General features: G+C 58.8%; 15 protein-coding genes. 11 read left to right on the top strand and 4 right to left on the bottom strand.

All coding sequences use genetic code 11. The features are described from left to right. Window positions 1–96: 96 nt before the first annotated feature. The 9 genes from BM346_RS06430 to BM346_RS06390 all read left to right on the top strand — a co-directional run bounded on the left by BM346_RS06430 (window position 97) and on the right by BM346_RS06390 (window position 6619). Entirely contained in the window at window positions 97–489 is a 393-nt protein-coding gene (locus BM346_RS06430; protein WP_092009918.1) for a glutaredoxin family protein, read from the top strand. 71 nt (window positions 490–560) lie between these two features. Beyond that, window positions 561–1040 carry an FKBP-type peptidyl-prolyl cis-trans isomerase gene (locus tag BM346_RS06425; RefSeq protein WP_092009916.1) on the top strand — a complete coding sequence of 160 codons (480 nt, stop codon included), beginning with the start codon at window positions 561–563 and terminating at the stop codon, window positions 1038–1040. Window positions 1041–1057: 17 nt separating this feature from the next. Further along, window positions 1058–2839, top strand: a complete 1782-nt coding sequence (locus BM346_RS06420) for a DEAD/DEAH box helicase (RefSeq protein WP_092009914.1) — start codon at window positions 1058–1060, stop codon at window positions 2837–2839. Between the two features lie 48 nt (window positions 2840–2887). Beyond that, window positions 2888–3343, top strand: coding sequence for a metallophosphoesterase family protein (locus tag BM346_RS06415; RefSeq protein WP_092009912.1), 456 nt, complete (start codon window positions 2888–2890; stop codon window positions 3341–3343). Window positions 3344–3813: 470 nt separating this feature from the next. Next, window positions 3814–4194 (top strand): DUF6152 family protein, encoded by a 381-nt coding sequence (locus BM346_RS06410; protein ID WP_092009910.1) that lies wholly within the window; start codon window positions 3814–3816, stop codon window positions 4192–4194. A gap of 8 nt (window positions 4195–4202) precedes the next feature. Continuing rightward, a complete protein-coding gene (locus tag BM346_RS06405) occupies window positions 4203–4688 on the top strand; it encodes a hypothetical protein (protein WP_092009908.1) in 486 nt (161 codons plus the stop codon). A 203-nt stretch (window positions 4689–4891) separates the two neighbouring features. Next, window positions 4892–5593, top strand: a complete 702-nt coding sequence (locus BM346_RS06400; protein ID WP_092009906.1) for a glycoside hydrolase family 19 protein — start codon at window positions 4892–4894, stop codon at window positions 5591–5593. Next, window positions 5580–6059 (top strand): hypothetical protein, encoded by a 480-nt coding sequence (locus BM346_RS06395; protein WP_092009904.1) that lies wholly within the window; start codon window positions 5580–5582, stop codon window positions 6057–6059. The genes BM346_RS06400 and BM346_RS06395 overlap by 14 nt, the downstream gene beginning before the upstream one ends. Before the next feature lie 104 nt (window positions 6060–6163). Continuing rightward, window positions 6164–6619: a CopD family protein gene (locus tag BM346_RS06390; protein WP_092009902.1), complete on the top strand. Its 456-nt coding sequence runs from the start codon at window positions 6164–6166 to the stop codon at window positions 6617–6619. Between the two features lie 172 nt (window positions 6620–6791). Here the strand turns inward: BM346_RS06390 and BM346_RS06385 are convergent, their stop codons facing one another. Continuing rightward, window positions 6792–8780, bottom strand: coding sequence for a hypothetical protein (locus tag BM346_RS06385; RefSeq protein ID WP_092009900.1), 1989 nt, complete (start codon window positions 8778–8780; stop codon window positions 6792–6794). 411 nt (window positions 8781–9191) lie between these two features. On the opposite strand from BM346_RS06385, the gene katG reads away from it, so the two are divergent. Further along, window positions 9192–11381 (top strand): catalase/peroxidase HPI, encoded by a 2190-nt coding sequence (gene katG, locus BM346_RS06380; protein WP_406812897.1) that lies wholly within the window; start codon window positions 9192–9194, stop codon window positions 11379–11381. Window positions 11382–11501: 120 nt separating this feature from the next. Here the strand turns inward: katG and BM346_RS06375 are convergent, their stop codons facing one another. Next, on the bottom strand, window positions 11502–12833 hold the full coding sequence (locus BM346_RS06375; RefSeq protein ID WP_092009896.1) for a flavin-containing monooxygenase: 1332 nt from the start codon (window positions 12831–12833) through the stop codon (window positions 11502–11504). Window positions 12834–13058: 225 nt separating this feature from the next. Between BM346_RS06375 and BM346_RS06370 the strand changes: the two genes are divergently transcribed. Then, the gene (locus tag BM346_RS06370) at window positions 13059–13697 is read left to right on the top strand and encodes a TetR/AcrR family transcriptional regulator (protein WP_092009894.1); all 639 of its coding nucleotides are present in this window, start codon (window positions 13059–13061) and stop codon (window positions 13695–13697) included. A gap of 35 nt (window positions 13698–13732) precedes the next feature. On the opposite strand, the gene BM346_RS06365 is transcribed toward BM346_RS06370, so the two are convergent. Both BM346_RS06365 and BM346_RS06360 read right to left on the bottom strand, forming a co-directional pair. Beyond that, on the bottom strand, window positions 13733–14404 hold the full coding sequence (locus BM346_RS06365) for a glutathione S-transferase (RefSeq protein ID WP_092009892.1): 672 nt from the start codon (window positions 14402–14404) through the stop codon (window positions 13733–13735). A 133-nt stretch (window positions 14405–14537) separates the two neighbouring features. Beyond that, complete coding sequence (locus BM346_RS06360; RefSeq protein ID WP_092009890.1) at window positions 14538–14750, bottom strand: penicillin-binding protein; 213 nt, start codon at window positions 14748–14750, stop codon at window positions 14538–14540. Window positions 14751–14795 lie beyond the last annotated feature (45 nt).

Here is a 14795-nt window from a genome sequence, read left to right as displayed (position 1 = left end):
AAAGTGATATCCTCACACCCCGCTGTCAAATACGCCATTCAATCCACAACATCGCCGCCCGGCAAATCACTTCAATCCGGAGTTTGAGTCTTACCCATGAGAGTAATTATTCGTTATTTTTTCCGCACCCTGCGCCTCGTCCTGACACCCTTCATGCTGCTCAGCGAAAAGTTCAGCACACCAAAGGGCATGACCCGCGCCGCTGAAGACCAGGCCCTGGTCGACGAGGCCAGCAAAGATCTCGCTCTGTACCAGTTCAGCGCGTGCCCGTTCTGCATCAAGGTGCGCAAGGAAATCGCCCGGCTGGGTCTGAATATCGAAACCCGCGATGCCCAGCATGACCCACAGCATCGGGCAGCACTGGAGGCTGGCGGCGGTCGCATCAAGGTACCTTGCCTGAAGATTCGTCAGGATGATGGCAGTGTGCAATGGCTGTACGAGTCTGCCGAGATCAAGGCGTGGCTGCAGGAACGGTTCGAGCCGGCCTGACCGCAGGGGCCACTGCAGCCAGAGCCTCCCCCGGTTATAATGGTGGTCTTTAATCCATCGCAGAGAACCCTATGCCCATCGAAAAGAATCAAGTGGTCCTGTTTCACTACAGCGTCAGTGATGAACAGGGCAACGTCGTTGAAAACTCCCGTGACGGCGAGCCGAACGCCTACCTGCATGGCCATGGCGGTATTATCCGGGGCCTGGAAGAAGCTCTGGAGGGTCGTGACGCCGGCGAAAGCTTCAGTGTTACCGTCACGCCCGAAAAAGCCTACGGTCCGCGCAATCCCGATGCCATCCAGCGCGTGCCGATCAAGCACCTGATGGGCGCCAAGCGCTGGAAGCCGGGCATGATCGCCCAGGTGAAAACCGAGCAGGGCCCACGCCATGTGGTTGTCGCCAAGGTCGGCCACAAGTTTGCCGATGTCGACACCAACCACCCTATGGCCGGCAGAACCCTGACCTTCGATATCGACATCATTGAAGTACGCGCTGCCGATGCGCAAGAGATCGCCCATGGCCACGCCCATGGACCGGGCGGGCATCACTGAACGATCAAGCCCTGCAAATGAACGCGCCTTTCAAGCTGCGGCCTTACCAGCAGGAAGCGGTTGATGCCACGTTGAGGCATTTTCGCCAATCTGACGAGTCAGCTGTTATCGTGCTGCCAACCGGCGCGGGTAAAAGCCTGGTCATTGCCGAGCTGGCCCGTCTTGCCCGGCGCAGGATTCTGGTACTCACCCACGTCAAAGAGCTCGTGGAGCAGAATCACGCCAAATACCAGAGCTATGGGTTAACGGCCGGCGTCTTCTCCGCCGGGCTGAAGCGCAGGGAAAACCGCCATCAGGTGACCTTCGCCAGCGTGCAGTCCGTATCGGCGAACCTGGATCACTTCAGGCATGAATACTCGTTGGTCATCATTGATGAGTGCCATCGGGTCAGCGGTGATGAAACCAGTCAGTATCAAAGGATCATCGAACTGCTGCGACAGCAGAACGACTCCCTGAAAGTGCTCGGACTGACCGCCACACCCTATCGTCTGGCCATGGGCTGGATCTACCGCTATCACTACCGGGGTTTTGTTCGTGGCTCCAGTGAAGAGCAGGACAAACCCTTCAGGCATTGCATCTACGAACTGCCGTTGAGCTATATGATCAACCGGGGGTATCTCACCAAGCCTGAGTTGGTGAATGCGGCGGTGACGCAATACGATTTCTCCGCGCTGTCTCAGGACCGCTTTGGCGAATACGCCGAGAGAGAGGTCAACCAGCTGCTGAGCAAACATCGGCGTGTCACCCGGGCCATCATTGAGCAGGTGATGGAGCTGGCCGTTGAGCGCAAGGGGGTGATGATCTTTGCGGCAACGGTGGATCACGCGCGGGAAATCGCCGGCTATCTGCCAGACCACGAGACAGCCCTGGTGACCGGTGCGACCGACCTGAATGAACGGGCGTTGCTGGTTCAGCGCTTCAAGCTACGGCAGTTAAAGTATCTGGTGAACGTATCCGTGCTCACCACGGGCTTTGACGCGCCCCATGTGGACTTCATCGCCATTCTCCGCCCTACCCAGTCGGTCAGTCTGTATCAGCAGATTGTGGGCCGCGGTCTTCGTCTGGATGACGATAAACAGGATTGTCTGGTGGTAGATTATGCGGGCAACCATGTGAATCTGCATCACCCGGAAGTGGGGGAGCCGAAACCGAATTCCGACAGTGAGCCGGTGCAGGTATTCTGCCCGGGCTGTGGTTTTGCCAATATCTTCTGGGGCAAAACCGACGGTGAGGGCCGAGTGATCGAGCACTTCGGCCGCCGTTGCCAGGGGCTGCTGGAGCCTGGGGAAGGGGGTGAACCTGCAGCGCAGAATGGGCGCCCTCAACAGTGCGATTACCGCTTCCGGTTCAAGGAGTGCCCCCACTGCGGTGGCGAGAACGATATTGCTGCCCGTAACTGCCAGCAATGTCGGAAAGCCATCATCGACCCGGACGATCAGCTCAGGGATGCACTCAAACTCAAGGATGCCATGGTGATCCGTTGCGCCGGCATCACGTCGAGTGTGAACGGGAGCAAACTGGAGATCACCTATCACGGTGAGGATGGGGAAGAGCTCAGCGAGTCGTTTGATTTCGGCAAGCCGGCGCAGCGCTCCGTTTTTAACCGGCTGTTCGGGCGCCGTTTTGCCAACAGTCAGGCCCCGAAAGCGTTCAGCAGGCTTGACGAGGTGCTGGAGATGCAGGCCTTGCTGCCTGCACCGGATTTTGAGATTGCCCGAAAGCAAAAGCACTATTGGCGGGTGCAGGAACGGATTTTCGATTATCAGGGTCACTATCGTAAGGCGAATGAGGTGTATTGAAGGTCAAAGACTCATTCTTCATGGGAAAGAACGATATAAGGCTGAAGCATGCAAATTGGCGTCATTGCAGACACCCACAGCAAAATGCGTTCCGAAGCCCTGGACGTGTTGAAAGGCTCGGACCTGATCCTTCACGCCGGTGACGTCGGGCGGGACGAGGTTCTGGATGCGCTGGAGGCGATTGCGCCGGTGGTTGCGATTCGCGGCAATATCGACAAGACAGGCCGCGCTGGGAATCTTCCCGATGTTCTGGATCTGGAATTCCTCGGCCACGCTTTCCATATGCTCCACGACGTCAAAACCCTCGACACGGACCCACAAGGTCGCTACCGCGTGGTGATCGCGGGCCACTCCCACAAACCCCGTAACGAGTGGATCGGCGACGTGCTTTACTTCAACCCGGGTGGCGCCGGGCCCCGCCGCTTTACTCTGCCGATCACGGTAGGGCGGCTGAAGGTGAACGAGGACCGTGTGGCGGGTGAAATCATCGAACTGCCGGTTTGAACCGGGCAAAGGGCAAGATCCGAGCCCCGGTTTCACCCAGGTAGCGGCCCACTGAATCAATCGCTCAGCATTAGCCCCATCTCCCAGAAATCAATTTCCAGCCGGGTGGCGTCGCGGAAGGTGCGGATGAGTCAGTGGGCTCTGGTATGGGTCAATAAAAGGATCGACTCTGGCTTGGTTTCGCCAGCCAGCCACGAGTATACGGGACTCAGCCCGGCCTTTGTTTTTTCGCTGTTTATGATCGTAGTGAACTCGGGTCATGCAACGATTTTTAAGTGAGTTGATGAAGAAGGAAAGGCCTGTTTCAGCGACCTAAACGTTTCTGCGTTGACCAGGAAGTGGTCGACGTGATGCCAGGCTTCTCTGGTTGACCTGTTCTAGACTGGTGTAATGGAAAGCTCGTACATTTCCATGAGTTTGAAGAGTGCTTGGGTGATTGCCCCGACAAAATCGCGATAAGGAAATTGGATATGCTTCAGCTTCGTTTTACCTGTCTGCTCTGTTTTGCGGTTTTTGCCGCTTTCCTCGCCACCTCTGCGGTCCACGCTCATCACGGTTGGGCCTGGGCATCGGACGAGGAGTTTGAAATCACAGGCGTCATCCAGTCTGTGCGCCTGGGTAATCCCCACGGCAGGGTCACCATAACCGTGGATGGCGAGGAATGGGTTGTGGAAGTGGGTCAGCCCTGGCGTAACGACCGTGTCGGGCTCACCAAGGAGATGTTGAGCCCGGGCCGGGAAATTACCGTGCACGGTCATCGCGCTGCCGAAGAGGACATGCGGAAGGTCAAGGCTGAGCGGGTCGTGATCGACGGCAAGGACTACAATCTGTATCCGGGTCGCGATTCCTGATCCCGGCGATGACTGAGCAGCTGCTGGTCTTCGTCGAGGAGCTGGCCTTTGTTTCGGCCCTGCGCAACTCCACATTCATGTATCCGCTAGTAAACGCCGGGCATATTCTCGGGATTTCGATGTTGATTGGCGGCATTGTGCCACTGGATCTGCGTTTGCTGGGTCTCTGGCGCAACTACCCTGTGATGGTGTTTGTCGATGTGCTTCGAGTGACATCGGCGGTTGGTCTGGGTTTGGCCATTCTCTTTGGCGCACTCCTGTTTGCCACAGCGGCCGTGGACTACGTCGGGTCGCCGCTGTTCCAGGCGAAGATCTCGCTTGTGCTGTTGGGTGTGTTGAACGCCTTGATTCTCGGCCGGACGTTCAAGCGCATGGATATACAGAGCCTCCCGATGAGGGCCCGCATGCCTTTGGCTTTACGGGCAGGGGCCGCGTTGTCTTTGGGCGTCTGGATCAGTGTGCTGATCTTAGGCAGGTTCCTGGGGTACTTCTGAACGGGCGACGAAATGCCGCAACATCTGAGGTAAAAACAGATCGGTGAAAAATGGATCTTTTCCGGTTTCCCGCGGTAAGGAATCGGAGCATCATTAATAACAGGAATAACCAGGGAGCACCCGAAGGCATGGAATGGTGACCTGTTCCCCCCGGAAGCAAGAAAAAGCCGGAGGTTTTCGCCGTTTCTCCAAGGAGGAACCGAATGAAAGGGAAAATCGATGTTCAGCACCTCAGAAAAATCTGGTCAAACCGTCAGTGGGTTGGCGATGATTTTCTGACAGAGATCGCAAACGAAGTAACTTCGAGCCTTGCCGTTGGAAAGATAGATTCCGAGCTACGAATCTGTCATTTCTTTGCCCAGGTAAGGCAGGAGGTCGGCCCCCGGTTTCTGCTGGAGGAGAATCTCAATTACCGGCCGGACGTTCTCAAAAAAATCTTCCTCTTTTACAAGAACAATCCTGCCTTGGCCGATGCACATGGATACGATCGGGCAAAGGGGAAAAGCGCAGACAAAGAAGCCATAGCCAATCACGCTTATGCCAACCGCATAGGCAACGGCAACGCCTCTTCTGGTGACGGCTGGCGCTATCGGGGCAGGGGCATGATCCAGTTGACGGGGCGGGCCAACTACACCAGGTTCCAGTCTGTATACAGCAGGCTCTGGCCGGATGGTACGGACTGTCTCGAAAATCCCGATCTCCTGCTGCAGCCAAAATATAGCCTGCGGTCCGCTTTGGCGTTCTGGGTCGATAACGGCCTCTACCAGGTGGCGGATCGGGGCATCGATCGAGATGTCACCGATGCCATTACCCGGGTCGTTAACCGGCATACCTCGAGTTACTCTGTCAGGCACGACAACTTTTCGGAATTCATGAAGAACGGAGTCTTTGATGGTGTTTTCTAGGCTGGTCATGGCGGGGCTGATTGGTTTGTTGGCAGTGCCCTCCAGTGCCTGCACCGGCTCGTTTGACTTGAGTTTTGATGAAGGTGACGAGTTTATTCTGACGCCCCCTGACCAGGATACGGGTGGCGTCCATGTTTACCTGGACGGTGCAAAGGATCTCGACCTGGAGGAAGTTATCGCTCTTTCCTGCAGGCACGGAAACTATGCCATTCCCGTTGTAAAAGCCCACGTGGAGACTGGCGTGTCGTCGGCCACCCGGAGGGAGTATTTCGTGTATGAAAAGAAGAACGCCGACTATACTCCGTTGAAATCAATTCTCTCTGTCGACGCGGTAGATCGCGAAACAGGGGAGGTAATATCGAAGCCCTTGATCGCCGTGGAAAATGATATAAGGCTTGAGCAACTCTGTGACTCCATTCCCGGGGATAGCGGGGCCGATCAGCCTGTCTGGCCTGTTGAGCAATAGGGAGACCTTGGAAACGGCTTGCGCATTTGGACACGACGATTTGCAACAGGCCCTGTCGTTTAGCCTATGCTGATCACACCCATTTCCCATCCAGGAGTCGCATTATGAGTCTGGCTGTCGCACTGCATGTTCTGTCTGCCGTGATCTGGGTTGGCGGCATGTTTTTCGCCTACATGGCCATGCGTCCGGCGGTGGTCGAGGTGATTGATGCGTCCCAGCGGGGCGCACTCTGGTGTCACACCCTGTCCCGGTTTTTCCGGTGGGTATGGGCGGCCGTAATCCTGTTGCTGGTGACCGGTTACTGGATGATCTTCAGCGTGTTTGGTGGCATGGCCGGTGCCGGCTGGCATATCCACGCCATGCAGGGGCTGGGGATTGTAATGATCCTGCTCTATTTTCACGTCTACTTTGCCCCCTTCCGGAGGCTGAAGCAGGCCGTTGCCAATCAGGATCCGCAGGAGGGCGGCCGCCAGGTGGGCCAGATCCGCAAGCTGGTGGGCACCAACCTGATTCTTGGGCTGATCGTGGTGGCGATCGGGGCTGGCGGCCGGTATCTGTAGGCTTATATCGTAGGTGTAGCGATCGCCGGAGCAGAGGTTTCCGATCAGCCGGCCAGTATCTCCCGCACTCTCTTGCTCAAATGCCCCATATCCACCCGCCCAAGCACCTGCGGCTTCAGCTCGGTCGGCTGATGGAAATGGCTTTCAACCTGGATCCGGTATCATGAAACCTCTAGCGCCCCGCCGCCCAACTGCCTTTCGCCAATTCCCTGGCCCGATTGACTTCCTCGGTCGGAATGGCACTCGGGTCACCCTTTTCGATGGGGTCATAATGAAATACATACAGGCGGGAGACGAACTCGGCCACGGGTAACGAGGCTTCACCAAAACGCTCGCCGTGTTCGTGGGTTGAGGTGACGATCCCCTGGCCCCAGTTCTGCCCGCTGTCGTTGTTCGGGTTGAAAAAGTAGACCCGCATGGTTTTGTCCGCGTCCAGCGCAAGCCGCTGGATTGTGATGGCGTGCCAGCCAAGAAAGCGGGTGGCGCTGTCTGTCACCGCAATACCGGCCGGCTGCGGATTGATGACCGGGATGTCGCCGTTGTAGAAAGGGTGATAGGCGGCATAGAAATCGCGAATAAACCCGTCGAAGTCTTTGAGGCCTCCCGTGAACACATCCACGGCGATGCGGAATCCGTGACCGACATGATCGCCATGGAATTCTGCGTTGACCCATTTGTGTGGATCTTCTCCGCGCCCGATGCTGCGCCGGCCCATTTCAAAATAGATGCGATCCAGGTGCGGCACGGTCAGCAGGGATACCGCATCCACATCCACCGGAGGCTCGGTCGCCAGCCCGGTGCCCAGTTCCCGCGACGATATGCTGTTACCTTCAAAGCGCATCACGATTTCATCGTCCCGTGCCGCCCAGGCAAGGATGCGAAGCAGTTCCGCCGGCATGTTGTAGGCCCACATGGACAGGGCGCGCGTCGACTGACAGGTGGGGTAGTTCCCCTGACCGATGCCCAGCGGGCGCCCGAGTACGTTGAGCACGTCGGCGAGCAAAAAGCATTCGGGGGGACGACTGCTCCCGAAGACGGTCACGATTTTCTCGGCCGCGGCGTCGCACAGCGTCAGGCGTATCTGGCGCCACAGGGACGGCGCCACGGGAGGCGCGTAGAGAATGCCCCGCTCGAGCATCATGGCCAGGCCATAGGCACACTGACTGGTCTCCGGAAACAGAGCTTCGTCAATCAGGCGATGGATCAACGCGGGGTAGCAGTGAAAAGCATCGGCACCTGTGTAGCTCAGCCCCAGGGCGGTGGGAATCAGCTCGTTCCAACGGCCACGCAGGTAGCGTATGAATACCGGCATGTACGGCGATACCAGGCCGGTACTGTGCATGGCCCGGGCAAAAGCGATGGCTTCCTGCAGCAGGGTGGCATCGTCCATTTCCGCCAGTCGTTCCCCATAGACATCCAGGCCGGGGTCTTCACGGCACCCCTCGGTGGGGCTGAACACGGCATGGATCAGCTGCACGGCGTCGTCGCTGGCTTCGCCACCCAGCGCGTCCGGTTTTTCCAGGCAGACCGCTATCTGGGTCACCATGTGTTTGACACCTTCTACCTGGACAGGGCGCTGCTCGAGAATCCGCCAGACCTCGGCCACCAGGTGTTCCAGGAGGTTTTCGTAGCCGAGATGCCGCAGCAGGTAGTGATACAGGTTCTGAACGGCGTAGCCGATCTGTTCGGGCCGCAGCCGGTCGCTCTCATGCAGATCACCGACCACCAGGTCGAGATTCATCGCCAGTACCTGGGCGAGAAAGTGATGGGCATGTTCCGCCGAGATGGAAACGTGGGTGTAATCGCCTTTGGCCACCGCCAGAAGGCGAATCTGGCTCAGGCTTTCAACCAGTGTGGCGGTCGGTTCGCCGTGGCGAATCGTGCGCGCAGCCAGGGAGGGCACCAGTGTCTGGGGGTAGTCCCAGTCGCTCCCACGAAAGAATCCGGCTGATTCAATGGCCGGAACGCGTTCGTAGAGCGCCTCCAGGCCTGCAGGGCTCAACATCAGGGGTCTGGCCGCGTCGATCACCTCGAATACCGGCGAGACGCCCTCAATGGCATTGATTTCAGCCAGGCGGTCGATCGCCCCGTCAAGTGCCGCCAAGAGCTCATCTGGCGCGCCTTTATCGGGATTTTCGGATTCGTTGTTGGCTTTGGTCATACTGTCTTATTCTTCGGCGAAGCTCAGGCCATGTCAAATGGGGCTGTCGTTTCTGCTCGATGATGTTCGCCCTGTGGCGGGGGCTGTCCATGAGCAACCCTGCGAAAAGACGGGGTCGTCGAACCTCAGCTCCTCTGTAATTCGTTAAATCTATGCAGGCTATAGGCAGGTCTCTATTGGCCAAGGTTCGCTAACAAGACTATACGTATTCCTGAAGCGAGGCCAAATCGTCGGTGTACCTGCCTGCTTGACGGCTTCGACAGGAACGGTTCCCTGTTCCTGACGCTTATGGTTCCCATAACGCGTTCCGCCAGGGCCCGAAGGTGTTTGCAAAGCACGGGGCGATTCAGAGTCGCCGGCTGAAAACGCTCTTTAGGCCACTATTTCGCCTAGGAGGATAATGTGTCTGATATCAAGCCTCAACGCCCGGAGTGGGGCGCACGAACCACACCGAAACTGCAGGGTAACGAACATTGGTGGCCGGACCAGCTTACCCTCAATGTGCTGCACCAGAAGCACCCGGACGCCAGCCCCTTCGGACCCGATTTCAGCTACGCCGACGCGTTCTCGCAGCTTGACGTCGACGAACTCTCCGCTGATGTGGATGCGCTGATGACGGATTCACAGGATTGGTGGCCGGCGGACTGGGGTCATTACGGCCCGTTTTTCATTCGCATGTCGTGGCACGCGGCCGGAACTTACCGGGCGATGGACGGCCGCGGTGGTGGCGGCACCGGTGCCCAGCGCTTCGCGCCTCTGAACAGCTGGCCGGACAACGGCAACCTGGACAAGGCGCGCCGGCTGTTATGGCCGATCAAGAAGAAGTATGGCGAGAAGATCTCCTGGGCGGACCTGATGGTCTTCGCCGGTAACCGGGCCCTCGAAACGATGGGGTTCCGCACCTTTGGTTTCGGTTTCGGTCGCTCCGACATCTGGGCGCCCGAGGATGACATCTACTGGGGGCCCGAGACCGAGTGGCTCTCGACCAACGAAGAGCGTTACACCGGCACTTGGGAAGATGGCAGCCGTGTCCTCGACAACCCACTCGCCGCAGTGCAGATGGGGCTGATCTACGTGAACCCGGAGGGCCCCAACGGCGTTCCGGACGCGATGAAGTCCGCGCAGGATGTGAGGGAAACCTTCGGCCGCATGGGGATGAACGACCGTGAGACCGTCGCCCTGACCGTTGGCGGTCACACCTTCGGCAAGATGCACGGCAATGCCCCCGCGGACGCCGTGGGCGAGGCCCCCGAGGGTTCGAAAGTCCATGAGATGGGGCTGGGCTGGGCCAACAAGCACGAGACCGGCCTCGGTGAGTACACCATCACGTCGGGCCTTGAAGGTGCGTGGACTCCGACGCCGACCAAGTGGGACAACAAGTACCTCGACACAATCTTCGCCCACCAGTGGGAGGTCAAGAAATCCCCCGCCGGCGCCAACCAGTGGGAACCGGTGGAGGTGAAGGAAGGCTACTGGGTTCCCGATGCCCACGTTAAAGGCAAGAAGAATCCGCCGGTCATGACCGCTGCGGACATCGCCATGATCACCGATCCGGACTACCTCAAGATTTCGAAGGAGTATCACGAGAATCCCGACGTTCTCGCCGACGAATTCGCCCGGGCCTGGTACAAGCTGCTGCATCGCGATATGGGGCCCCGCGCCCGCTACCTCGGTCCGCAGGTGCCCGATGAGGTTCTTGTCTGGCAGGATCCGGTACCCGAGCACCAGGGGCCGCTGGTGAGCGATGAGCAGATTGCCAAACTCAAGAGTCAGATCGCCGATTCCGGCCTCACGGTCAGGCAACTGGTGGGAACCGCCTGGTCCGCGGCCTGCACCTACCGCCAGACCGACCATCGCGGCGGCGCCAACGGCGCGCGCATTCGTCTCGAGCCGCAGGCCGGCTGGGACGTTAACGTGCGCTCAGGCGTGCCCGAGGTGATCGACCAGCTCGAGCAGATCAGGAGCGCCTCCGAGGCCAACATCTCGCTGGCGGACATGATCGTTCTGGCCGGCAGTGTCGGGGTCGAGATGGCGGCCAGGGCGGCTGGCCACGATATCACGGTGCCGTTCACTCCGGGCCGCACCGATGCGACCCAGGAAATGACCGAGGTGGATACCCAGGCCCACCTCGAGCCGAAGCACGACGCGTTCCGCAACTACGCGCAGACCCAGACGACCGCCATTCCGGCCGAGCACCTGATGGTTGATCGCGCCTTCATGCTGAACCTCAGCGTACCGCAGATGACGGCGCTCCTCGGGGGCATGCGGGCCATGGGCGTAAATGTCGGTGATGACCAGTCAGGGATCCTCACTGATCGCCCGGGCCAGCTGACGAACGACTTCTTCGTCAATCTCATCGACATGGGTACCGTCTGGGAACCGATCGATGAGAACGAGGAGCGGTTCGAGGGCCGTAACCGTGGGACGGGCGAGAAGAAGTGGACCGCGTCACGGGTCGATCTTGTCTACGGCTCCAACTCGCAGCTTCGCGCCATCGCCGAGGAGTACGCCGCCAGCGGCGGTGAGGAGAGAATGATCGACCGCTTCGTCAAGGGTTGGGTCAAGGTCATGGAGAACGACCGCTTCGACCTCCACCGCTGAGGTTCCGGTCCGCCAGGGAAGGCAGTCCCGCGCCGCAGAACCGGGCCCCGAAGGCTGGATGTCGATCCGGTCTTCGGGGCTTCTGATAACCCAGGAACCCTCCTTGAGTGACCAGCTACCTCACGCTGCGTTGGCCCGAGTGGGCGAAAGCGAAGCCACGCCAAACTGCTCACGGATACCGGCGAGCACCGCCTGGTAGGTATGAGTCTCCACATAGTTGGCGTGCCGTGGTGTATCGATGTATTCCGCGCCGCCACGTAAATCCGGACGGTGGCTGCGCTTCATTTCGGTGAACCTTTCCAGGTCACTGCCTTTCAGTGAAAGATCCATGGCAACCAGCTGTGCCATTTCCTCAAAGCGCTCGTAAGCGGCGTCGGCAAACTCGATAAAGCCGACGATCGACAGGGTGGGGAGGTTGCGATGGAAAATGTTCAGGTAGAGCTGTGGATGCCCGCTTGACCACTCGAAAAGGTCCTCGTCGATGAACGGAACGCGATACTCATAACCTGTCGCCAACACAATCAGGTCAATGGACTCCCGGCTGCCATCGGCAAACACCACGTCCTGACCGTCCAGACGGGTGATGTCGGGCCTGGCACTGATATCGCCATGGTTGAAGTGATGAATGATCCGGTCATTAACAATCGGGTGAGAACTCAGAACGTCGTGGTCCGGTGCCGGTAACCCGAAGCGTGTCAGGTCGCCGACCAGGGCATCGACAAGTTCGTTCGGGTCCTCCGGTATGGTGATGCCTGCGGGGGGCTGACCGCCATGGTTGATGAAGACGTCGAGGGGAACACCGAACACATGCTTGGGCAGGAAGCGGTAACCCCGCCGCACACTCAGGAAAGCAGCTTCGGCATTTGCTGCCGCGTCGCAGGCAATGTCGACACCGGAGTTGCCCGCACCAACGATGAGAACCCGCTTGTCCCTGAAGGTGGAAGGCTCAAAGTACTCCGATGAATGAATGATTTCACCAGTGAACCGCTCTTCTCCTGCTATCCTTGGCCGGCTCGGATGCCAGGTCACACCCGGTGCCACTACCAGAGCCCGGTAATCGTACTGCTGATTGCCGATGGTGACTCGCCAGAGGTTATTTTCCAGGGGGACGGCGCGTTCAACTTCTGTGTCGAACGTGATGTGCTGATAGAGATCCTCGGCCCGGGCAAAATCGCGAATGTATCCGAGTATCTGCCGCCAGGAGGGGTAGTCCGGGAATTCCTCCGGCATGGGGAACCCCACGAATCCGCTGCTGTACTTGGAGCTGATGAAGTGGGCACTCCGATACATCGGGCTGCCGGTGTTTTCAGGGTCCCAGATACCGCCAACATCGCTGTGGCGTTCATAAACCTCGAATGGGATGCCGGCCTGGCGAAGCTGGCGGGCGACGACCAGGCCCGCGGGCCCGGCGCCAACGACACAAACGGTGTCACTGCGGTCGATGACAGACATGGGTTCTCCTTCTTGCGATCAGGGAATAGTGCCTGCGCTCTGTCCCCTCCGGACGTCGCAAGCCTGTCCTTGAACATAGGTTGCGGGCAGAAGTTTGTCAATTGACCAAGTCGATTGACCAATAAGATGCTGTAGACTGGATGAGGTCCGAAGCGGCAACATCCCGGTTTCCGGTAAAAAAAGTGATCAAGGCTCGGATCGTTACCGAGTGAAAAGGGGACGGAAATGGCTCCAGTACCAGTGGATCAGCGACGCCAGGAACTTGTGGAGGCCGCTTTTCGCACCATCGCCCGACTGGGAATACGTCGGGCTACAACCCGCGCCATCTGTGGGGAAGCTGGCATGCAGCAGGGGATATTCCACTACTGCTTCCGGTCCAAGCAGGAGCTGTACCGGGAGCTGATCCGGGTAATGGTGGTCGACATGGTGGATGCCGCGGTGACCGTTCCCGACTTTGGCGGTGACCCGGAACAGTGCATTCGGATGAGCCTTTTACGGGTGTGGAAACATGCCACGGAAAACCCCGACCGGCAGCTCGCAGCCTATGAGCTGACCACTTTCATGCTTCGGGATAAGGACCTGAGGGACCTGGCGTCATGGCAGTACCGCCAGTATGCGGAGCAGGGCGAGAGGCTGGCTCAGGCCATTGAAGCGGCTACCGGTACCGGTTGGACGGTTCCGCGGCCGGTACTCGCCCGGCTGTTGAGCAGCGGGATGGACGGGCTGGTTCTGGGCTGGCTGGCAGATCGTGACGACGAGATGGCGGAGGCGGCGCTTGATGCCTTCTCGACATCCGTGGTTGCGCTCTCATCGCAAACGCCCGGGCATGAACCCGCTCGGCAACCCAGTGCCCCGTCCAGTTGATTCGTAGTGGATCAGCGAATCAACCGGACCGGAGACTAGTCCGCAAAAGCATACTCTCCGCCCTTCTCGAGGGCCCTCCGGTAAGCGGGCCTGGCGTGCACCCGTTCCACCCACTCGGTGATGTGAGGCCGGTTTTTACCGACAATTCCCCGGGCCACGGAGGCCTCCAGCGGAAAGCTCATCTGAAAATCCGCCGCGCTGAGGTTGTCGCCCAGGAACCAGGTGCTCTTCGAGAGGTGGGATTCGACAAAATCCATGTGGGTGTCGATCATCGGTCCGATGAACGTCTGATTGGTTTTGTTCGCGATGCCTTTTGCCACTGGCTTGACAAAAAACGGCATCGGGCTGGTTTTTACCTTTTCGAACACCAGGCGCATCAGCAGTGGCGGCATCAGGGAGCCCTCGGCATAATGCAGCCAGTAGGTGTAGTCAAGCCACGCCTGGCCGCTGCCCGGCGGGGGCATGGTGTCCTTGCCGTAGGTGCGGGCAAGGTAGTCGATAATAACGCCGGATTCCGCCACCACCAGGTCGCCGTCGGTGATCACCGGTGACTTGCCAAGGGGGTGTACTTTCTTGAGGCTTGGAGGCGCCTGCATGGTTTTGGGATCCCGTTCGTAATACCGGATCTCGTAGGGCACTTCCAGCTCCTCCAGCATCCAGAGAACGCGTTGTGAGCGGGAGTTGTTCAGGTGATGGACTGTGATCATGCAGGTACTCCGTTCGCATCCGTGGAATAGGCAGGGTAGCAGAGTCCTCTGCCAATGGCTGGAGGACGCTGCAGAAATACGCCCGTCCCGGTATACCGGACTACTGACCGGCGGAGAAGTCTGTCGCTCCGTTTCAGTAGCAGGAATTCGGTGACGAATCCGGATTGATTTCGCCGGCCACTTCGTCTGGGTCAATGCCGTGGCTTACCAGAACCTCCCTCACGAAATTTACCTGGGCGAGAATTCTGTCCGCATCGTCGCCGTACTCAAAGCGATTTATTTCCACCGGCTGGGGCATGAAGGTGAAGGCGGTTTTCAGGGCGTTGAGAGTGTCTTCGTCGGTCATCGGGAGTGTGCCTCGCAAGTCAGCTGGATGGATGCAGGATGCAGG

This window comes from Marinobacter daqiaonensis (assembly GCF_900115285.1).
Taxonomy (GTDB): Bacteria; Pseudomonadota; Gammaproteobacteria; order Pseudomonadales; family Oleiphilaceae; genus Marinobacter; species Marinobacter daqiaonensis.
The sequence above is the reverse complement of the archived record's forward strand: the minus strand, read 5'-3'. Positions and strand labels throughout refer to the sequence as shown.